The organism is Streptomyces sp. NPDC059832 (assembly GCF_042731715.1).
GTDB lineage: Bacteria > Actinomycetota > Actinomycetes > Streptomycetales > Streptomycetaceae > Streptomyces.
In genome coordinates this window covers 321,687-340,980 of sequence record NZ_JBHWIY010000006.1, presented here as the reverse complement: position 1 = coordinate 340,980, position 19,294 = coordinate 321,687, and the positions used below count along the sequence as shown (strand labels likewise).

Annotated in this window: 17 protein-coding genes; 9 read left to right on the top strand and 8 right to left on the bottom strand. The window is 71.5% G+C overall.

What is annotated here, in order from left to right:
* Nucleotides 1–106: 106 nt before the first annotated feature.
* The 5 genes from ACFV8T_RS13795 to ACFV8T_RS13775 form a co-directional block, all read right to left on the bottom strand.
* Nucleotides 107–1,786 carry a multicopper oxidase family protein gene (locus tag ACFV8T_RS13795; RefSeq protein ID WP_385327234.1) on the bottom strand — a complete coding sequence of 560 codons (1,680 nt, stop codon included), beginning with the start codon at nt 1,784–1,786 and terminating at the stop codon, nt 107–109.
* Between the two features lie 66 nt (nt 1,787–1,852).
* Nucleotides 1,853–2,023, bottom strand: a complete 171-nt coding sequence (locus tag ACFV8T_RS13790; RefSeq protein WP_385327232.1) for a hypothetical protein — start codon at nt 2,021–2,023, stop codon at nt 1,853–1,855.
* A 160-nt stretch (nt 2,024–2,183) separates the two neighbouring features.
* Nucleotides 2,184–2,609: a CBS domain-containing protein gene (locus ACFV8T_RS13785; protein WP_385327231.1), complete on the bottom strand. Its 426-nt coding sequence runs from the start codon at nt 2,607–2,609 to the stop codon at nt 2,184–2,186.
* Nucleotides 2,610–2,736: 127 nt separating this feature from the next.
* Nucleotides 2,737–3,453, bottom strand: a complete 717-nt coding sequence (locus ACFV8T_RS13780; protein WP_385327229.1) for a DUF305 domain-containing protein — start codon at nt 3,451–3,453, stop codon at nt 2,737–2,739.
* Nucleotides 3,450–4,127 carry a DUF3105 domain-containing protein gene (locus ACFV8T_RS13775; protein WP_385327227.1) on the bottom strand — a complete coding sequence of 226 codons (678 nt, stop codon included), beginning with the start codon at nt 4,125–4,127 and terminating at the stop codon, nt 3,450–3,452. Before ACFV8T_RS13775 ends, ACFV8T_RS13780 begins: the two co-directional genes overlap by 4 nt.
* Nucleotides 4,128–4,416: 289 nt before the next feature.
* Between ACFV8T_RS13775 and glnA the strand changes: the two genes are divergently transcribed.
* Complete coding sequence (gene glnA, locus ACFV8T_RS13770) at nt 4,417–5,778, top strand: type I glutamate--ammonia ligase (RefSeq protein ID WP_072483343.1); 1,362 nt, start codon at nt 4,417–4,419, stop codon at nt 5,776–5,778.
* A 70-nt stretch (nt 5,779–5,848) separates the two neighbouring features.
* Nucleotides 5,849–5,983, top strand: coding sequence for a hypothetical protein (locus tag ACFV8T_RS13765; RefSeq protein WP_266420054.1), 135 nt, complete (start codon nt 5,849–5,851; stop codon nt 5,981–5,983).
* Nucleotides 5,984–5,998: 15 nt separating this feature from the next.
* Here ACFV8T_RS13765 and ACFV8T_RS13760 read toward each other — a convergent pair whose 3' ends face one another.
* Nucleotides 5,999–6,979: an ArsR/SmtB family transcription factor gene (locus ACFV8T_RS13760; RefSeq protein WP_385327225.1), complete on the bottom strand. Its 981-nt coding sequence runs from the start codon at nt 6,977–6,979 to the stop codon at nt 5,999–6,001.
* A 58-nt stretch (nt 6,980–7,037) separates the two neighbouring features.
* Between ACFV8T_RS13760 and ACFV8T_RS13755 the strand changes: the two genes are divergently transcribed.
* From ACFV8T_RS13755 to ACFV8T_RS13735, 5 genes are all read left to right on the top strand, one after another.
* A complete protein-coding gene (locus ACFV8T_RS13755; protein WP_385327223.1) occupies nt 7,038–8,369 on the top strand; it encodes an MFS transporter in 1,332 nt (443 codons plus the stop codon).
* Nucleotides 8,370–8,580: 211 nt separating this feature from the next.
* Nucleotides 8,581–9,927, top strand: coding sequence for a discoidin domain-containing protein (locus ACFV8T_RS13750; protein WP_385327221.1), 1,347 nt, complete (start codon nt 8,581–8,583; stop codon nt 9,925–9,927).
* A complete protein-coding gene (locus tag ACFV8T_RS13745; protein ID WP_385327220.1) occupies nt 9,927–11,228 on the top strand; it encodes an MFS transporter in 1,302 nt (433 codons plus the stop codon). The genes ACFV8T_RS13750 and ACFV8T_RS13745 overlap by 1 nt, the downstream gene beginning before the upstream one ends.
* Complete coding sequence (locus tag ACFV8T_RS13740; RefSeq protein ID WP_385327218.1) at nt 11,225–12,283, top strand: TolB family protein; 1,059 nt, start codon at nt 11,225–11,227, stop codon at nt 12,281–12,283. The genes ACFV8T_RS13745 and ACFV8T_RS13740 overlap by 4 nt, the downstream gene beginning before the upstream one ends.
* A 198-nt stretch (nt 12,284–12,481) precedes the next feature.
* Complete coding sequence (locus ACFV8T_RS13735) at nt 12,482–13,291, top strand: putative protein N(5)-glutamine methyltransferase (RefSeq protein ID WP_385327216.1); 810 nt, start codon at nt 12,482–12,484, stop codon at nt 13,289–13,291.
* Between the two features lie 5 nt (nt 13,292–13,296).
* On the opposite strand, the gene ACFV8T_RS13730 is transcribed toward ACFV8T_RS13735, so the two are convergent.
* On the bottom strand, nt 13,297–13,809 hold the full coding sequence (locus ACFV8T_RS13730) for a pyridoxamine 5'-phosphate oxidase family protein (protein ID WP_385327214.1): 513 nt from the start codon (nt 13,807–13,809) through the stop codon (nt 13,297–13,299).
* A 132-nt stretch (nt 13,810–13,941) separates the two neighbouring features.
* Between ACFV8T_RS13730 and ACFV8T_RS13725 the strand changes: the two genes are divergently transcribed.
* Nucleotides 13,942–16,932 carry a bifunctional [glutamine synthetase] adenylyltransferase/[glutamine synthetase]-adenylyl-L-tyrosine phosphorylase gene (locus ACFV8T_RS13725; RefSeq protein ID WP_385327212.1) on the top strand — a complete coding sequence of 997 codons (2,991 nt, stop codon included), beginning with the start codon at nt 13,942–13,944 and terminating at the stop codon, nt 16,930–16,932.
* A 135-nt stretch (nt 16,933–17,067) separates the two neighbouring features.
* Here the strand turns inward: ACFV8T_RS13725 and ACFV8T_RS13720 are convergent, their stop codons facing one another.
* Complete coding sequence (locus ACFV8T_RS13720) at nt 17,068–17,682, bottom strand: TetR/AcrR family transcriptional regulator C-terminal domain-containing protein (protein ID WP_385327210.1); 615 nt, start codon at nt 17,680–17,682, stop codon at nt 17,068–17,070.
* A 139-nt stretch (nt 17,683–17,821) separates the two neighbouring features.
* Here ACFV8T_RS13720 and ACFV8T_RS13715 point away from each other — a divergent pair, with 139 nt between their 5' ends.
* Nucleotides 17,822–19,291 carry an APC family permease gene (locus tag ACFV8T_RS13715; protein ID WP_385327208.1) on the top strand — a complete coding sequence of 490 codons (1,470 nt, stop codon included), beginning with the start codon at nt 17,822–17,824 and terminating at the stop codon, nt 19,289–19,291.
* The last annotated feature ends 3 nt before the right edge of the window (nt 19,292–19,294 follow it).

Sequence of the window (19,294 nt, the reverse complement as noted above, 5' to 3'; positions counted from 1 at the left end):
AGGCGGAGTTGAGACACGCGGCCCAGTGTAATCTTCTGACTGACGCAATTTCCTGGCGGGCCGCGGAACCACGGCCGCGGCCCGCCGGAACCAGGCCGGGAACGGGTCAGCGGCGGTAGCCGACGACCGTCATCATGCCCACGTCCGAGTGGTAGATGTTGTGGCAGTGGAGCATCCACAGCCCCGGGTTGTCCGCGTCGAACTCGACGGCCAGGGAGCTGTTCGGCCGGATGATCGCGGTGTCCTTGCGCGCCCAGTCGACCGCGCCCCGCCGGGTGGCCCGGTGGCGCGGCCCCGCCGGTCCCACCAGGCCGAACGAGTGCCCGTGCAGATGGATGGGGTGCCACATCTCCGTGACGTTGAAGAACTCCAGCCTGACCCGCTCGCCCGCCTTCACCGGATGGCGCTGGCCGGGGTTGTACGGCTCGTGGTCGAAGGCCCAGTCGTACGCCTTCATGCTGCCGGTCATCCTGAACCGGATGGTCCGGTCGGGCTCGCGCGAGGACAGCTCCACGGACCCGTCCGGCATCAGTTCCTCCGCCTCCACCAGCCTTCCGTACAGCTCCTTGGGCCGTACGGACGCGACGGGCGCCGCCCCCATGCCGGTACGGAGCAGGGCCAGCGCCGTGGCTTTCTTGCCCTCCGCGAGCGCGGTCAGCGGGAACACCCCGTCGCCGGCGGTGACCACCACGTCGTACCGCTCGCCCATGCCCAGCAGCAGGGCGTCCGTGGTGGTGTGCCGGACCGGGTAGCCGTCGGTGTGGGTGATCGTCATCCGGTGGCCGCCGAGCGCCACCCGGAAGGCGGTGTCGCCGCCCGCGTTGATGATGCGCAGCCGGATCCGGTCGCCGGGCTTGGCGGCGAAGGACGTGGGGGACTGCGGGGTGCGGCCGTTGATCAGGTAGTACGGGTAGGCGACATCGCCCCCGTGGCTGTCGAGCAGTTCGCTGAAGGAGTCCTTCTCCAGCCGTGAGGGCCCGGAGCGGCGCTTGGCGGGCTTGACCGGCTTGCCGGGGGCGCCGTGCGCGCCGTGCGCGCCGCCGCTGTGGTCCATGCCGCCCCTGCCCCCGCTGAGCTCGTCCAGCACCGAGTCCGGCGTCGAACCGTCCACCCCGTCGACCCAGTCGTCCAGGACGACGACCCACTCCTTGTCGTACTTGAGGGGCTCCTTCGGGTCGTCGACGATCAGCGGCGCGTACAGCCCGCGGTCCTGCTGGACGCCCGTGTGCGGGTGGAACCAGTACGTCCCCGCGTGCGGCACGGTGAACCGGTAGGCGAATTCCGCACCGGGTTTGATGGGTGCCTGGGTCACGTAGGGCACGCCGTCCATGTTGTTGCGCACATTGAGGCCGTGCCAGTGCAGAGACGTTTCCGCAGGCAGGTGGTTGGCGAAGGTGACCGCCAGCGTGTCCCCCTTGGTGACCCGGAGCTCCTTGCCGGGCAGCCGGGCGTCGTACGCCCAGGAGCCGACGGTGAGCCCGCCGCCCAGATCGAGCAGGGCCGGAGTGGCGACGAGGTCGAGCTTCCGTACGGGACCCGAGCCCCGCTTGGCCTCGGCCGCCGCGACCTCCTCCCCGTCGGGGGAGACGTACTCGCCCTCGGACTTCCCGCCGGGGGAGTCCCCGTGGTTCGCGCTGCCGTGGCTCGTGCCACCGGCGTTCGCGCTACCGGTCTTCTTGTCGCCGCGGCCCGTGTGGGATTCGCCGGAGCAGGCGGCCAGCACCGCCGAACCGGCGGTGGCGACTGCGGCGCCGAGCACGGCGCGTCGGGTGGGTGGAGTGCGCATGACGGAGTGCACCTCGGGGTGTTGTCGGTATCTCGGTCTGCTGGGGGAGGGGGAGGCGCGCCCCTTCTATATGCGCAGCACCGACAACGGGGCGGGACAGGTCGCGCCCGGCCGGGGACCCGGCCCCGGCAGTGGCGTGACCTGTGCCGCGACGCCCCTGAGAAGGTGGAGGATCCCGATGAGCAGCGAGACGAACAGCAACAACTGTCCGTATGTCGCACATCCACTCAGAGTCATGTCGAGCACCCTACCCCCGCCGGGTATCCCTCGCGCGCGGAGACGTATCGCCGCAGTGGTACGGGCTCCGGCGGGGTGGGCGGCACGATGGCCCGGCACCCCTCGGCAAGGGATGACCGGGCCATCGGCACCGGACCGTGGAACGGGTCCGCGCGGCCGGTCAGCCGCGCGCGTAGACCTTCTCCGCCCAGCCTGCGATCTGCTCCTCGGTGAGGTGCTGCGCCAGGTCGGCTTCGCTGATCATGCCGATCAGCATCTTGTTCTCGACCACCGGGAGCCGGCGGATCCGATGGGTCTGCATCTCCTCCAGAACCATCTCCACACCCGCCTCCGAGTCGATCCAGCGAGGGGTGCCCTGGGCGAGGTCGCCCGCCGTCATCTTCGACGGATCGTGGCCCATGGCCACACAGCCGACCACGATGTCGCGGTCCGTGAGGATGCCGATCATCCGGTCCTGCTCGCCGTTGGCCGAGATGGGCAGCGCGCCGACCTTGTGCTCGCGCATCAGCTGCGCGGCCCGGTCGAGCGTCTCGTGCGCGGGGATCCATGTGGCCCCGGTGTGCATGATGTCCTTGGCGGTGGTCATGAGGGATTCCTCCTGCGTGCCGATGGGCATGCTGTACGACCCCGAGCGAACCCATCGTCATGGGCCCGTTCGGGGGACGCGACCGCTATCACCCGTTCGGGTGTACCTGCGGCTCGGAGGGAATCTTTCAGGACCGGGGCCCGGCGCCTCGCGCCGCCAGCATGTGGGCCATCGCGTCCAGCTCCGACTGCTGGGCCTCGACCATTCCCCGGGCGAGCCGCTTCTCCGCCTTCACCGTGCACAGCCGGGCGCAGCCGCGGGCCATGTCGATGCCGCCCTTGTGGTGGGCGGTCATCAGCCGGAGGTACAGGACCTCGGCCTCCCGGCCCTTCGCCGAACGGAGCCGGTTCAGCTCGGTCCTGGTGGCCATGCCGGGCATGAGGGAGCCGTCATGGGGCCGGTAGCCGGTCCCCATGTCCGCCATCCCGTCCATGCCCTCCATCGAGTGCCCCTCGTGCCCGGCCGCCATCCAGCCCATCGGCTCCTGCCCGGCGGCCACCTTCGGCAGCTCCCACAGATGCAGCCAGCCGAGCAGCATGCCGCGCTGATTGGCCTGCGTATTGGCGATGTCGTACCCGAGACGGCGTACCTCCTCGTCCTGCGTACGGTCACGCACGATGAAGGACATCTCCACGGCCTGCTGGTGGTGGACCGCCATGTCACGGGCGAAACCGGCGTCCGCCGCATCCACGGCGGGCGTGCCCGGCGCGGTCGGGAGGTGCTCCGCCCCGTTCCCGTCGTCGCGCGCGGAGGCGACCGTCGCCGCCCCCGCGAACAGCAGCGCGAGCACCACGGCGGAGCCGGCCACCCACTCGACGCGCCGGACGCGCCTCACCGCGGTCACTGCGCCCCCAGCCCGCCCGTGCAGGTCGCACCGGGCTCGGGCGTCTGCGGCCCCTGGACGAACTCCGAGAAGAACCGGTCGACCCGCGGATCGTCGGCGCCGTCCACCGTCACCTGCTTGCCCCAGGCGGTCAGCATGATCGTCCCGGACTGGCCCTCGTACGGGCTCATCAGCGAGTACGGCGTGCGGCCGACCCGCTCGCCGAGCTTCGCCACGTCGGCGTCCGAGGCCTTGTCCGTGTACGTCACCCACACCGATCCGTGCTCCAGCGAGTGCACGGCGTTCACGTCGGGCAGCGCCTTCGTGTACACCTCGCCGTCGCAGTTCATCCAAACGGGGTTGTGGTCACCGCCCACCGGCGGCTTCATCGGGTACGCGACGGTCCCGCTGACGTGGTTGCGGGTCAGCTTCGCCGCGTCCCACGTCCGCAGCCCATCGATCGACCCGTCGGCGGGCTTCTTCTGCTCCGCCGGGGGCGCCTTGTCGTCCGTCGCCGGGGCGGCCCGCTTCTGCTCGGACGCCTCGGACTTCTCCAGCACCAGGTACGAGCCGAAACCGACCAGACCGACGACGACGAGCACGCTCAGGCCTATGGCCAGGGCACGGTCGCGGCGCTGCCGCGCGCGGTGGGCGTCGTGCTGCTGCGCCATGGGGGTCCTGGGGTCGAAACTCATGTCGTCAGTTCCTTCTGGGAGGGGGCGGGAACGGATGGCGGGAGGCCAGGGCCTCTCGTCCGGATCGGGCCGGATCCGAACGAAAGCCCCCAGGAGAACCGGCGCGCGCGGGGCCGTCGCGAAGCCGCTCCACCCCCTGCGCGCCATGGGCGCCGATCGTAGTGGGTGGCCGGGTGCTCCAGATCACTCCATGTGCGTAATCTGGGGGAAATCCCGGGTCGTGATACTGGAGCTTCTCCCCTACCCCGGGCGGTGGTGCACGGACCGTCTGAACTGCAAGGATGTGGCTATGGACAAGCAGCAGGAATTCGTCCTCAGGACGCTTGAGGAGCGCGACATCCGCTTCGTACGGCTGTGGTTCACCGATGTCCTGGGCTACCTCAAATCCGTCGCCGTGGCTCCGGCCGAGCTCGAACAGGCGTTCGATGAGGGCATCGGCTTCGACGGCTCGGCCATCGAGGGCTTCGCCCGGGTGTACGAGTCCGACATGATCGCCAAGCCGGACCCGGGCACGTTCCAGATCCTGCCGTGGCGGGCGGAGGCCCCCGGCACGGCCCGGATGTTCTGCGACATCCTGATGCCCGACGGCTCGCCGTCCTTCGCCGACCCGCGCTACGTACTCAAGCGCATCCTCGCCAAGACCTCCGACCTGGGCTTCACCTTCTACACCCACCCGGAGATCGAGTTCTTCCTGCTGAAGGACAAGCCGGTCGACGGCAGCCGCCCCACCCCCGCCGACAGCTCCGGCTACTTCGACCACACCCCGCAGAACGTCGGCATGGACTTCCGCCGCCAGGCGATCACCATGCTCGAATCCATGGGCATCTCGGTCGAGTTCAGCCACCACGAGGGCGCCCCCGGCCAGCAGGAGATCGACCTGCGGTACGCGGACGCGCTCTCCACCGCCGACAACATCATGACCTTCCGCCTGGTGATGAAGCAGGTCGCGCTGGAGCAGGGCGTGCAGGCGACGTTCATGCCGAAGCCGTTCTCCGAGTACCCCGGCTCGGGCATGCACACCCACCTCTCCCTCTTCGAGGGCGACCGCAACGCCTTCTACGAGTCGGGCGCCGAGTACCAGCTCTCCAAGGTCGGCCGCTCCTTCATCGCCGGCCTGCTCACCCACGCGGCGGAGATCTCCGCCGTCACGAACCAGTGGGTCAACTCCTACAAGCGCATCTGGGGCGGCTCCTCCCGCGCCGCGGGCGCCGGCGGCGAGGCCCCCTCGTACATCTGCTGGGGCCACAACAACCGCTCCGCGCTCATCCGCGTCCCGATGTACAAGCCCGGCAAGACCGGCTCCGCCCGGGTGGAGGTCCGCTCCATCGACTCCGGCGCCAACCCCTACCTGACGTACGCGGTGCTCCTCGCCGCGGGCCTCAAGGGCATAGAGGAGGGCTACGAACTCCCGGCCGGCGCCGACGACGACGTCTGGGCGCTGTCCGACGCGGAGCGCCGCGCGATGGGCATCGAGCCGCTGCCGCAGAACCTGGGCGAGGCCATCGCGCTGATGGAGAAGAGCGAACTGGTCGCCGAGACGCTCGGCGAGCACGTCTTCGACTTCTTCCTCCGCAACAAGAAGCAGGAGTGGGAGGAGTACCGCAGCGAGGTCACCGCCTTCGAGCTGAAGGCACTGCTGCCGGTGCTGTAACCGCGTCACGACGACACCCGGGCCGGAGGCGGCGCCTTGGGCCCGGAGTGCGTTCAGGTTGAATACCGGCATGAGGGAGAGCGACGACCACACGAGAACCGGCGCCCGACTGACCAGGTCCGGCTGCCTGGCCGGCCTGCTGGTCGCCCTGGCGATCCCGTTGTGGATCGTCGGCGCACTGCTCGTCGATGTCCTTTCCCGCTAGGGCCTGTCCGGCGGATCAGGTTCGGCTCCGTCCGGCCAGGAGATCGCCGGCCCCGGTGCGCCGGTAGACGACGCGTCGGCCGACTCTCGTGCCTGCGACCAGGTCCGCATCGCGCAGGACGGCCAGGTGGCCGCCGACGGTGCCCAGCGACTGACCGAGTTGCGCGGCGAGCTCGCTGGTGGTCGCGGGGCGTTCGAGCTCGTGGAGCAGGGCGGCGCGGCCGGGACCGATCAGCCGCGCCAGCGCATGAGGCGGTCCCGGCCGCTCGGTCGCCGCGGCGGCTCCGCGGGCCGGATAGACCAGCGCGTACCGGTCGGGCGGCGCCTCGGACAGCCAGGTGCCGCTCGTCATGCAGACCGGCACGAACAGCATCCCTTCCTCGCCGACGATGTGGTCCGGTCCGGGCTGGTCGCTGAAGCGGATCGCGTCGGTGCCCACCCAGGCGCTGCGGCGGTTCATGTGCTGCAGGGCACGGGGCCAGCCGTACGCGGCCAGCAGCCCCGCGCGGTAGGTGACGTCCCGCTCCAGCAGCGCCCGGCGGCGCGGCCAGTCCGGGGAGACGTGTTGCTTCCACACGTACCGGAACAGGTCGGCCGTCCGAGCTCCCCAGCCGTGCCCTGCCAGCCAGTTCAGGTCGTGCCTTTTCCAACTGCGCGCCACGGCTGCCTCGAAGTCGGCGCGTACGTCCGCATCGCGCGCGGCGGCGACCGGTTTCAGCTCCTCGGTGAGACCGGTGCGCATGCCGCCGGACGGAGGCAGGGTGAAGAAACCGGGCAGGTACTTGGTCGAACCGGCCAGCTCGACCAGCCCCTTGGCGAAGGGATCGGCGTTCAGGACGGCGTCGAATGCATCGTGGTGGCGGGAGTGCCAGGGGGCGAGCCAGGGATCGGCGCAGGGCCTGCTCAGAACGATCATCGAGCCCAGCGTCTCGGCGATCGGCGACAGCGCGAACCGGGACCGTGACAGGGCCAACGAGCTCAGCCGCAACAGCACCATCTTTCGCCTCCTGCCGAAACGTTAGCGTGTGCGGCGGCAGCACCGGACACTCCGGCCGGTGCATTCCTCTTCGCGTTCCTTCCTCTTCGGACAGGCAGAATTCCGTGCGTTCTTCGCCGGGCGCCTGGTGTCGTTGCTCGGCAGTTCGATGGCTCCGGTGGCGCTCGCCTTCGCGGTCCTGGACGCCTCGGACAGCGCTCATGACCTCGGCGTCGTCCTGGCCGTCCATATGCTGCCGCTGCTGGCGCTCCTTCTGGTGGGCGGGGCCGTGGCCGACCGGTTCCCACGCCGGTCCGTGCTGGTCGCCGCCCATCTGGGCTCGGCGCTCACGCAGGGCGGCGTCGCGGCGATCCTGCTGACCGGCCACTACGCACTGGTCCCGGTGGCCGCACTGGAGTTCCTCAACGGCGCACTCGCCGCGTTCGCCACGCCGGCACTGCGCGGGATCGTTCCCCGGCTCGTCGACAGGGCTCTGCTCCAGCAGGCGAACTCCCTGCTCGGATCGGCACGCAACGCGACGAAGATCCTCGGGCCGAGCCTGTCGGGCGTGCTCGTAGTCGCGGTCGGCAGTGGTCCCGCCATAGCCTTCGACGCGTTCACCTACCTGTTGGCGGCTGGTTTCCTCGCGCGGCTCACCCTCGCCGCCGACACGGACGCGCCCCGGCGGACCACCGTCCTGACCGACATCCGCGACGGCTGGACCGAGTTCCGTTCGATCCCCTGGGTGTGGGTCGGCACGGTGTCCTTCTGCCTGATGAATCTGGTCCAGACCGGCACCTGGCAGATCCTGGGCCCCCAGCTCACCCGGCAGATCAGTGGCGAGGCGACGTGGGGGTTCGTGCTCAGCGCCCGCGGCATCGGCCTGTTGGTGTCGAGCCTGCTGATGTACCGGCTGGTGGTCGAACGCCTTTTGCGGCTGGGGCAGTTGACGAGTGCACTCGCCGCGCTGCCCCTGCTCGCGCTCGGCGCGCACCTGCACGCCCCGTGGCTGATCGCGGGCGCGTTCATCGCCGGTCTCGGCTCCTCCGTCACCGCCGTCGCCTGGGACACCTCGCTGCAGGAGCACGTCCCCGAAGGTGTGCTGGCGCGCGTCGCGTCCTACGACGACCTGCTGTCCTACGTCGCCATCCCGATCGGGCAGCTGTCCGTCGGCCCGCTGGCCCGGACGTTCGGCGGCTTCCGGGTGGCCGCGGCGGCCGGCGTCCTCTCGGCCGCCGTGGCCGTGATCCCCCTGGCCTCCACCGCCGTGCGCCGACTGCCCCACGTCCGGACCCGCCGCACCGAACCCGCCCCACCGGCCCCGGGTGCTCTCGCGGTCCTGCCCGCCGAAGGTGCGGCCGGCGGCGGCCCTTGCGGAATCGGACGGGGTGCCGAACAGGGGCCGGAATGAAGCCAGTTGGGGGACTGGTAGGAAAGTTTACTGTTCGCTAGCATTCCCGGCGGTGGCTTGGCGCGGTGCCCGCTGCGTGGGCATGACGCGCTCAGTGAGAGCTCTGGCCCGGCCACCACGATCCCGTCTCCTGCCCGTACGCGGGCCGGGTGCGGGGACACACGCACCGATGCCCAGCTCTCGCCACCCCCACAAGGCCAGGAGTCCAGGGATGCACCCGAACGGCTCAGCTTTGCTCCTCACGCCCACGCGGCGCCGTACGGTGGGCGTGGTCATCGCCGCCGTACTCGTCCTCGTCGGCGGCCTGTTGCTCGCCTATCCGGAACGGGCCGGCGCCGCCGCCGACCCCCTCATCTCGCGCGGCAAGACCGCCACCGCCTCCACCGACGAAAGTTCCGACTTCGGACCGCAGAACGCCTTCGACGGCGACCCGGCCACCCGCTGGGCGAGCGTCGAGGGCAAGGACCCGCAGTGGCTCAGCGTCGACCTCGGCGCCAGTGCCGACGTCACTCGGGTGAAGCTCGGCTGGGAGGACGCCTACGCCAAGGCGTACCGGATCGAGATCTCCGCCGACGGCACCAGCTGGACCCGGCTCGCCGACGAGACGGCCGGCAACGGCGGCACCGACGACTGGGCCGCCCTCTCCGGCAAGGGCCGCTACCTGCGCGTGTACGGCACCGCACGCGGCACCGCCTACGGCTACTCGCTGTACGAGGTCGAGGTCTACGGCACCCTCGGCGGCGAGCCTCCGCAGACCGGTGCCTTCACCGTGGTCGCCGCCGGTGACATCGCCGCCCAGTGCACCGCGTCCGACAGCGACTGCGCCCACCCCAAGACCGCGGCGCTGGCCCAGAAGATCGACCCGAAGTTCTATCTGACGATGGGCGACAGCCAGTACGACGACGCCCGGATCTCCGACTTCCGCGCCTACTACGACAAGACCTGGGGCGCCTTCAAGGCCAAGACCCGTCCGGTACCGGGCAACCACGAGACGTACGACCCGGCCGGTTCGCTGGCCGGCTACAAGGCGTACTTCGGGGCCATCGCGTACCCCCAGGGCAAGACTTACTACAGCTTCGACGAGGGCAACTGGCACTTCATCGCCCTCGACTCCAACTCCTTCGACCAGAGCGCGCAGATCGACTGGCTCAAGGCCGACATCGCCAAGAACAGCAAGGCGTGCATCGCCGCCTACTGGCACCACCCGCTGTACTCCTCCGGCGGACACGGCAACGACCCGGTCAGCAGGCCGGTCTGGAAGATCCTGTACGGGGCCAAGGCCGATCTCGTGCTCAACGGGCACGACCACCACTACGAGCGGTTCGCCCCGCAGAACCCCGACGGGAAGGCCACCGCGGACGGGATCACCGAGATCGTCGGCGGGATGGGCGGCGCCGAGCCCTACCCCATCGAGGAGGTCCAGCCCAACAGCCAGAAGCGGATCAGCGGTGAATACGGCGTCCTGAAGATGGACTTCACCGACTCCGGCTACAGCTGGAACTACGTCGGCACCGACGGCAAGACCAAGGACACCAGCCCGAAGTACACCTGTCACTGATGTATCTGGCGACCACAGGCCGCCGGGACACGCCGGCCCCGCCCCGCAGCAGCGGGGCGGGCCGGCGTGTCCCCGGCACCGTCCTGGCACTCGGCACGGTCAGCCTCGTCACCGACATCTCCTCCGAGATGGTCACCGCGGTGCTGCCGCTCTACCTCGTCCTCGGACTCGGTCTCTCACCCCTCCAATTCGGCTTCCTGGACGGCCTGTTCAACGGCGCCGCCGCCGTCGTACGACTGCTCGGCGGGTATGCCGCCGACCGCGGCCGCGGGCACAAACGGGTCGCCGGGCTCGGCTACGCCCTCTCCGCCCTCTCCCGGATCGGCCTGCTGCTCGCGGGCGGCGCCACCGCCGGGATCGCCGCCGCCCTCGCCACCGACCGGGTCGGCAAGGGCATCCGTACGGCACCCCGCGACGCACTGATCACCCTGAGCAGCCCGCCCGAGACGCTCGGCCGGTCCTTCGGCGTGCACCGGGCGATGGACACCACGGGCGCCCTGCTCGGTCCGCTCGCCGCGTTCGCCCTGCTCTGGGCGACCGCCGACGCCTACGACGCGGTGTTCGTCGTCAGCTTCTGCGTCGGCCTGCTCGGGGTGCTGCTCCTCGTCCTGTACGTCCCCGGGCACCAGCCGGCACCGCTGCCCCCGATCCCGGCTCCCCGCAGGCGCAAGGCGTTCGGGGCGCTCCGCGACCCCGCCTTCCGGCGGATCCTCGCCGCCGCCTCCCTGCTCGGCGCCGCCACCGTCGGCGACGCCTTCGTGTACCTCCTGCTCCAGCGCCGGCTCGACCTCCCCGTCAGCTGGTTCCCGCTGCTGCCGCTCGGCGCCGCGGCGTGCTACCTGCTGCTGGCGGTCCCGGCGGGCCGGATCGCCGACCGGGTCGGCCGACGGCTGCCGTTCCTGTACGGACACCTCGCGCTGCTCGGCGTGTACGCCACGCTCCTCGCCCCCGTCGGGGGCCCGGCCCTGCTGCTCCTGGTGCCCGTCCTCGCGCTGCTCGGCGTCTTCTACGCCACCACCGACGGCGTGCTGATGGCCCTCGCCGGACCTGTGCTGCCCGCGGACGGCAGGGCGGGCGGCCTGGCCGTGCTCCAGACCGGCCAGGCGCTGGCCCGGATGCTCGCCGCGGCGGGCTTCGGCGCCGCCTGGACCCTGTGGGGGCCGGGCCCCGCGCTGTGGGCTGCGGTCTCCGCCCTGCTCGTCGCCCTCACGGGCGGCTGGGCGCTGCTGCCCCGCAATCCCTCCGGCACCCCAGCTCCCGGGGAGCCGGGAGCCCAGATCCCCGAAAGGCGGACCGCATGAGCGCCAGGTTCCCGAGAGCCGCGACCCCGTTGGGCCCCCGCGCCCGGATCGCCGTCGTGGTGGCCGCGGTGCTGCTCCTCGCGGGCGGTTCCGTCGGATACGTGATGCACGCGCAGCAGCGGACGAAGGGGGAACGGACCGAGGCCGACGCCTCGTTCACCCTCGGCGGGCCCGCGCTGTACTTCCGTGACGCGGCCAGCGGACGCGTCGCCCACCAGCCGCTGGCCGGCGCCCCCGGAGTCCGTACCGCGGGCGCCCGTACCGCCGGAGCCCGTACCACCGGCGGCCCCGCCTGCGACCGGTTCTACGCCTCCGACGAAGGAGCGCTCTGCCTGCGGGCCAGGCCCGGGGTGCTGCCCAAGACGTACGCGATCGTCCTCGACCGGCAGTTGCGCGAGAAACGCCGGATCACCGTGCCGGGCGTTCCCACCCGCGCCCGGGTCTCCGCCTCCGGGCGGATGCTGTCCTGGACGGTGTTCGCGACCGGCGACTCGTACGCCACCACCTCCTTCTCCACCCGCACCGCCATCCTCGATCTGCGCACCGGCTACCTCATCAAGTCCATGGAGAACATCCAGCTCACCATCGACGGCGCCCGTTACCACGCCCCCGACGTCAACTACTGGGGCGTGACCTTCGCCCGTGACGACAACCGCTTCTACGCGACCGTCTCCACCAAGGGCCGCACCTACCTCGTCGAGGGAAACATGCGGGACTGGTCGGCGAAGGCGCTGCGGCAGAACGTCGAGTGCCCCTCCCTGTCGCCCGACAACACCCGGCTCGCCTTCAAGAAGAAGGTCTCCGACGACGCGGCGGCGCCCTGGCGGCTGTACGTCCTCGATCTGCGGACCATGCACGAGAGCCCGCTCGCGGAGGAGCACAGCGTCGACGACCAGGCGGCCTGGCTGGACGACGACACGCTCGCCTACGCGCTGCCGGGCGGGTCCGGCCGGGGGAGCGACGTCTGGACCGTTCCGGCGGACGGGACGGGGACGCCCCGCGTGGCCGTGAAGGGCGGGTCGTCGCCGGTGGCGGTGGCGGGGGCGGCGGGCTGAGCCATGGACAGGCCCTGGGCAGCCGGGGTACCGGAGAGGCGACCGGTGTAGTGTGACGCATCCCCACACGGGGGCCGACCGAGGAGGTGAGACCCATTACCGCTGTATCAGGCTGGGTGCTCATCCCTCACGATCGCGTGGTCGACCCGACATAGTCGACCGCGGAGCGCCCATCGGCTTTCCCGAAAGGCTCCGCTCATGTCGGTTTCCACCACACCGCTCGCCGTCTCCACCATCGTCACCACACTCCGCGCCGCCGGCTGCGTATTCGCCGAGGACGAGGCGGAGTTGATCGTCGCCACGGCCGCCGACCCCGCCTCGCTCGCGGCCATGGTCGAACGGCGGGCCGCCGGTCTCCCCCTGGAACACGTCCTCGGCTGGGCCGAGTTCGGCGGTCTGCGGATCGCCGTCGACCCCGGCGTCTTCGTACCCCGCCGCCGCACCGAGTTCCTGGTCCGGCAGGCCGCGGCCCTCGCCGGGCCCGGAGCGGTCGTCGTCGACCTGTGCTGCGGTTCGGGAGCCCTCGGCGCCGCGCTCGCCGCGCGACTGGGCCGGGTCGAACTGCACGCCGCGGACGTCGAACCCGCCGCCGTGCGGTGCGCCCGCCGCAACATCGGCGAGGCGGGCGAGGTGTACGAGGGCGACCTCTTCGAGCCGCTGCCCCGATCGCTGCGCGGCCGGGTGGAGATCCTGCTCGCCAATGTGCCGTACGTACCCACGGACGATGTCGAACTGCTCCCCCCGGAGGCCCGCATCCATGAACCGCGCGTGGCGCTCGACGGGGGCCTGGACGGCCTCGACGTCCTGCGCCGGGTCACCGCCGAGGCCCCGCGATGGCTGGCACCGGGCGGGCATCTGCTGGTCGAGACGAGCGAGCGGCAGGCGGCACGGGCCGAGGAGACCGTCGCCCGCAGCGGCCTGATCCCGCGCGTGGTCGCCTCCGACGAGCTGTACGCGACCGTCGTCATCGCGACCAGGCCCGGCCCGGCGGATCACTCCGGCGGCTGAGACGCTCAGCTGAACCGCCACCGCGTCTGGCTGTAGCGGGCGCCCTTGCCGAAACCGAAGGCCTTGCGGGGGCGCACCTGGAACACCAGCGCCGTGTGTCCCGCGTTCACGAACGTGGCGGCCCGGACATCGAAGTGCCACTGCGGGCCGTACTTCGCCTCCCAGGCCACGGCCAGCAGGTTCAGCCGGTCCTCGTCCGTCACCCGCTCCGCCCGGCCCTCGACCACCACGTCGAGCCCCTCCGACATGGTGTTGCTGCCGGTCGTCAGCACCACTTCGGGGTTGGCGGCCAGGTTCCGGGCCTTGCGCTCCTCGGCGCCGGTGGCGAAATGCAGCGCGCTGTCCGCCCACACCCCGATCAGCGGAGTGACGTGCGGGCGGCCGTCCGGGCGGACCGTGGACAGCCAGTACAGTTCCGCCCTGGTCAGCAGGTCCCTCGCCGCCGACCACGGACAGGCCGTCGCGTTCTTGTCGCTGTAGTCGCCGTCCAGCTCGGCGTAGGGTTCGAATCCGGACATGAGGGCCTCCCGGTCTGGTCCTGGAAATGATCGTGCCCGCGAAGTGCGGTCCGCGCACCCGCTCCGAATTCATCGGAGCGGGCTAGGCTCGGAACGCTGGATGGTGTGTGGCGGCGAGCGGGAGAGCACGGAATGACGACGGTGCCGGGGCGCAGGAGCAGCACGTTCACCCGACTGCTGCGGCACGGTTTCACGGACCCCTCCGCCGCCGAGCGGCTCCTCGACCTGCCCGAGCTGTCGTCCGTACGCTCCGACCCGGTGCTGCTCGAAGCCCTCGGCGCCACCGCCGACCCCGATCTGGCCCTGCACGGGCTCGTCCGGCTGGTGGAGGCCGAGGAGGCGGACGAGCGGCAGATCCTGCTGGACACGCTCGTCACGGCCAAACCGCTGCGGGACCGGCTGCTCGGGGTCCTCGGGGCGTCCGAGGCGCTCGGCGACCATCTCGCCCGCCACCCCCGCGACTGGCAGGCCCTCGTCACCTACGAGGCCGCCGATCTGCACCCCGGCGTGGCCGAGTTCGAGCAGGGTCTCGCCGGGGCCGACGACCCCGACTCGCTGCGCGTCTCCTACCGCCGGTGCCTGCTGGCCATAGCGGCCCGCGATGTGTGCGGTACGACGGACGTCGCCGAGGCCGCCGCCGAACTGGCCGATCTGGCCACCGCGACCCTGCGGGCGGCGCTCGCCATCGCCCGTACGGCCGAACCCGCCGACGCCGCCCAGTGCCGGCTCGCCGTCATCGCGATGGGCAAGTGCGGCGGGCACGAGCTGAACTACGTCTCCGACGTCGACGTCATCTTCGTCGCGGAACCGGTCGACGGCTTCGAGGAGAGCGCGGCCGTGCAGGCCGCCACCCGACTGGCCGCGCACATGATGCGGATCTGTTCCGACACGACCGTCGAGGGGACCATCTGGCCCGTCGACGCCAACCTCCGCCCCGAGGGCCGCAACGGACCCCTGGTGCGGACGCTGTCCTCGCATCTCGCGTACTACCAGCGCTGGGCCAAGACCTGGGAGTTCCAGGCACTGCTCAAGGCCCGGCCGGTGGCCGGCGACCCCGAGCTGGGCGCGGAGTACGTCGAGGCCGTGTCGCCGCTCGTATGGCAGGCCGCGGACCGCGAGAACTTCGTCCCCGACGTGCAGAAGATGCGCCGCCGCGTCGTCGACAACATCCCCGCGGACCGCGTCGACCGCGAGATCAAGCTCGGCCCCGGCGGCCTGCGGGACGTCGAATTCGCCGTACAGCTCCTCCAGTTGGTGCACGGCCGCAGCGACGCCACCCTGCGCAGCGGCACCACGCTGGAGGCCCTGCGCGCGCTCGCCGAGGGCGGCTACGTGGGACGGGTGGACGCCGCGCAGCTCGACGACGCCTACCGCTTCCTGCGCGCCATGGAGCACCGCATCCAGCTCTACCGGCTGCGCCGTACCCATCTGGTCCCGGAGGACGCCCCCGATCTGCGGCGGCTCGGACGCTCCCTCGGGATGCGCACGGACCCGATCACCGAGCTCAACCAGGCGTGGAAGCGGCACGCGTCCGTGGTGCGACGACTGCACGAGAAGCTGTTCTACCGGCCGCTGCTCGACGCCGTCGCCCAGCTCGCGCCCGGTGAGTCCCGGCTCAGCGCGAAGGCGGCCGGGCACCGGCTCGAAGCGCTGGGCTACGCCGATCCGGCCGCCGCGCTCCGGCACCTGGAGGCGCTGTCGTCCGGCGTGTCCCGCAAGGCCGCCATCCAGCGCACCCTGCTGCCGGTGCTGCTCGGCTGGTTCGCGGACTCCGCGGACCCGGACGCCGGGCTGCTCGGTTTCCGCAAGGTGTCCGACGCCCTAGGCAAGACCCCCTGGTACCTGCGGCTGCTGCGGGACGAGGGCGCCGCCGCGGAGAACCTCGCCCGGGTGCTGTCGGCCGGCCGGCTCGCCCCCGACCTGCTGCTGCGGGCCCCGGAGGCGGTGGCGCTGCTCGGTGACCCGCAGGGGCTGAAGCCGCGCACCCGGGAGAACCTGGAGCAGGAGGTGCTGGCCGCGGTGGGGCGCGCGGAGGGCGCCGAGTCCGCCGTCGCGGTGGTGCGCGGGGTGCGGCGGCGCGAACTGTTCCGGACCACGGCCGCGGACCTCATCGGCTCGTACGGTACGGAGGAGAGCCCCGCCGAGGAGGACCCGGGGGCCCTGGTCGACCGGGTGGGCAACGCCGTCACCGATCTGAACGCCGTCACGATCGGGGGCGCCCTGCGCGCCGCCGTGCGCGAACAGTGGGGGGACACCCTCCCCACCCGGTTCGCGGTCATCGGCGTGGGCCGGTTCGGCGGCCATGAGCTCGGCTACGGCTCCGACGCCGATGTGCTGTTCGTCCACTCGCCGCGCGAGGGGGTCGACGAGCAGGAGGCGGGCCGGGCCGCGAACGCGGTGGTCGCCGAGATGCGCCGACTGCTCCAACTCCCCACCGCCGACCCGCCGTTGATGATCGACGCGGATCTGCGCCCGGAGGGCAAGAGCGGGCCGCTGGTGCGTACGCTGGCGTCGTACGAGGCCTACTACCGGCGCTGGTCGCTGGTCTGGGAGAGTCAGGCGCTGCTGCGCGCCGAGCCGGTCGCGGGCGACGCGGAACTGGGCCGCGAGTTCATCGAGTTGATCGATCCGCTGCGCTATCCGATGGAGGGCCTGGGGGAGGACGCGGTCCGCGAGATCCGGCGCCTCAAGGCCCGGATGGAGTCCGAGCGGCTGCCGCGCGGCGCCGATCCGACGCTCCACGCCAAGCTGGGGCGCGGCGGGCTGAGCGATGTCGAGTGGACGGTCCAGCTGATGCAGATGCAGCACGGCTGGGCGGAACCGGGGCTGCGGACGACACGTACCCGCGAGGCGCTGGCGGCGGCGTGCGCGGCGGATCTCATCCCGACCGAGGACGCCCAGACGCTGGACGAGGCCTGGGTGCTGGCCACCCGGGTGCGCAACGCGGTGATGCTGGTACGCGGCCGGCCGGGCGACACGTTCCCGTCCGGGCCGCGCGAACTCACCGCGGTCGGGCGGTACCTGGGGTACGAGCCGGGGCATGTCGGGGACATGCTGGACGACTACCGGCGGATCACCCGGCGGGCGCGGGCGGTGGTGGAGGAGCGGTTCTACGGGGCGTGAGACGGGACGGCGTACCGGCGTCCCCGCGCCGCGCACCCGGGCCGCCGGGCAGGACCCAAGGGCTTTCGTCCGGATCACGCCGGACCGGCGTGCGTGCCGGACCCCGCGGACCCGGCACGATCCGAACGGAAGGCCCTACGCCTCCTTCGCGTCCAGCAGTCCGCGACAGTGCCCGATGAACGCGCCCAGCGCCAGCTCGAAGGCCGCGTCCGCCCGGCCCGTGCCCACCGCGGCCAGCGCCTGCGCGAGGCGCGGGGTCGTGATGTCGTCCGGGAGCTCCCACATCGTCTCCGGGGCCGCCAGGTCCAGCGCCGAACCCAGGACCAGGTTCTCCAGCGCGGTGATCACCGTCATCACCTCGGACATCGCGAAGCCGACGTCCAGCAGCAGCCGGACCGCGCTCTCGTATTGCTCCAGGACCTTCGGGGCGCGCACCGGTGAGGTCGTCAGCAGCGGAATCGCGCGCGGGTGGGCGGCGAACGCGGCACGGTAGGAGCGGGCCCAGGCCGTCATGGCCGCGTCCCAGGGCTCCACGTCGAGGGTCGCGGAGTCGATCGCGTCGCACACCCGTTCCCGGATGAGCTCGACGACGCCGCCCCTTCCGTCCACATGGTGGTAGAGCGACCCGGTCTGTACCCCGAGCCTCCGGGCTATCTGCGGGACGCTGAACTCGCCCTGCTCGTCGATGAGTTCGAGCGCCGTGGTGGTGATGCGCTCCCGGTCCAGCAGCGGTGTGCGCGGCCGTCCCATGCGTGGTTCTCCTGACGTGTGTCCACCGGGAGGTCTTCCCGGATGCCCGTGGGTGAGGCTACATTGCGCAAACCGAAAGCCTTTAGGTTTCTGGTCACCGGTCCCTGCCCCGCCAGTCGCAGAAGGGCTCCCCTTTCACATGGATGCGCCAACTCTCAGAAGAGGCACCCTCGGCACCGCCGACATCGCCTTCTTCGTCATCTCGGCGGCCGCCCCGCTCACGGTGATGGCCGGCGTCGCCCCCATCGCCATCCTGCTCGGCGGCATCGGCGCCCCCGTCGGCTATCTGCTGGCCGGCGTGACCCTCGCGATCTTCGCCATCGGGTTCACCACGATGAGCCGCCACGTCCGCAGCGGCGGCGCGTTCTACGCGTACATCACCCGGGGCATGGGCCGCCCCGTCGGCATCGCCGCCGCCCTGCTCGCGATGCTCGGCTACAACGGCATGGAGATCGGCGTCTACGGACTGCTCGGCTCCGCCACCGCCGACACCGCCCAGGCCCTGTGGGGCATCGACATCCCCTGGCTGCCGATCTCCCTCGCCGGACTGCTGCTCATCTGGTACGGCGGCTTCCGCTCCATCGACTTCGGAGCCAAGGTCCTCGGGGTACTGCTCGTCGCCGAGACCGGCATCCTCGTCCTGCTGGCCGGCGGTGTGCTGCTGGACGGCGGAGCCGACGGGATCTCGCTCGCCTCGTTCGCCCCCGGCCATGTCCTCGTACCCGGCACGGCAGCCGTGCTGGCCTGCGCGTTCGCCGCCTTCACCGGCTTCGAGTCCACGGTGATCTACCGGCGCGAGGCACGGAACCCGGACCGTACCGTCCCCCGCGCCACCTATATCGCCGTCGCGTTCCTCGGGCTCTTCTACGCGTTCATCGTCTGGACCGTCATCCAGGCCTTCGGCGACGCGAGCGTGGTCGAGGCCGCGACCACCGACCCGGGCGGGCTGTTCTTCTCCGCCATCACCCACTACGTCGGCTCCTGGGCCGCGGACCTGATGCACATCCTCATCGTCACCAGCGTCCTCGCCTCGCTGCTCGCCTTCCACAACGCCATCAACCGGTACGGACTCGCGCTCTCCGAGGAAGGGGTGCTGCCCGCGGCCCTGGGCCGCATCCACCCCCGCCACCGTTCCCCCTACGTGGCCGGACTCGCCCAGATCGCACTCGGAGCCGTCGTCGTCATCGGCTTCGCGGCGGCCGGCGCCGACCCGTACGCGCAACTGCTGCTCTGGGTCAACACACCGGGAATGCTCGGCCTGATGCTGCTCCAGCTGCTCGCCGCGATTGCCGTACCGCTGTTCTTCCGCCGGTTCGAGCACGGCGAGGGCAGGTTCCGTACCGTCGTCGCGCCGGTCGTCGCCGCCGTGCTGCTGGCAGCCGCGATCTTCCTGGTCACCGACCACGTCGATCTGTTCTCCGGCGCCTCGACCGGCGTGAACATCGTGCTCGTCTCGCTGGTGCCCGCGGTCTTCCTGATCGGACTCGCGCTCGCGTACCGGCTGAAGCGCAACAAACCCGAGGTGTACGCCCGGTTCGCGGCCGAGCCGTCACCGTCACCGTCGCAGGAGACCGGGGCCGAGACCGCCCCCGCCGCCACCACCGTCTAAGGA

Bases quoted from the DNA above. Each gene is read 5' to 3' on its own strand.
- ACFV8T_RS13795 (WP_385327234.1), bottom strand. From the start codon at position 1,786: ATGCGCACTCCACCCACCCGACGCGCCGTGCTCGGCGCCGCAGTCGCC.
- ACFV8T_RS13790 (WP_385327232.1), bottom strand. From the start codon at position 2,023: ATGACTCTGAGTGGATGTGCGACATACGGACAGTTGTTGCTGTTCGTC.
- ACFV8T_RS13785 (WP_385327231.1), bottom strand. From the start codon at position 2,609: ATGACCACCGCCAAGGACATCATGCACACCGGGGCCACATGGATCCCC.
- ACFV8T_RS13775 (WP_385327227.1), bottom strand. From the start codon at position 4,127: ATGAGTTTCGACCCCAGGACCCCCATGGCGCAGCAGCACGACGCCCAC.
- glnA (WP_072483343.1), top strand. From the start codon at position 4,417: ATGGACAAGCAGCAGGAATTCGTCCTCAGGACGCTTGAGGAGCGCGAC.
- ACFV8T_RS13765 (WP_266420054.1), top strand. From the start codon at position 5,849: ATGAGGGAGAGCGACGACCACACGAGAACCGGCGCCCGACTGACCAGG.
- ACFV8T_RS13760 (WP_385327225.1), bottom strand. From the start codon at position 6,979: ATGGTGCTGTTGCGGCTGAGCTCGTTGGCCCTGTCACGGTCCCGGTTC.
- ACFV8T_RS13750 (WP_385327221.1), top strand. From the start codon at position 8,581: ATGCACCCGAACGGCTCAGCTTTGCTCCTCACGCCCACGCGGCGCCGT.
- ACFV8T_RS13745 (WP_385327220.1), top strand. From the start codon at position 9,927: ATGTATCTGGCGACCACAGGCCGCCGGGACACGCCGGCCCCGCCCCGC.
- ACFV8T_RS13740 (WP_385327218.1), top strand. From the start codon at position 11,225: ATGAGCGCCAGGTTCCCGAGAGCCGCGACCCCGTTGGGCCCCCGCGCC.
- ACFV8T_RS13735 (WP_385327216.1), top strand. From the start codon at position 12,482: ATGTCGGTTTCCACCACACCGCTCGCCGTCTCCACCATCGTCACCACA.
- ACFV8T_RS13730 (WP_385327214.1), bottom strand. From the start codon at position 13,809: ATGTCCGGATTCGAACCCTACGCCGAGCTGGACGGCGACTACAGCGAC.
- ACFV8T_RS13725 (WP_385327212.1), top strand. From the start codon at position 13,942: ATGACGACGGTGCCGGGGCGCAGGAGCAGCACGTTCACCCGACTGCTG.
- ACFV8T_RS13720 (WP_385327210.1), bottom strand. From the start codon at position 17,682: ATGGGACGGCCGCGCACACCGCTGCTGGACCGGGAGCGCATCACCACC.
- ACFV8T_RS13715 (WP_385327208.1), top strand. From the start codon at position 17,822: ATGGATGCGCCAACTCTCAGAAGAGGCACCCTCGGCACCGCCGACATC.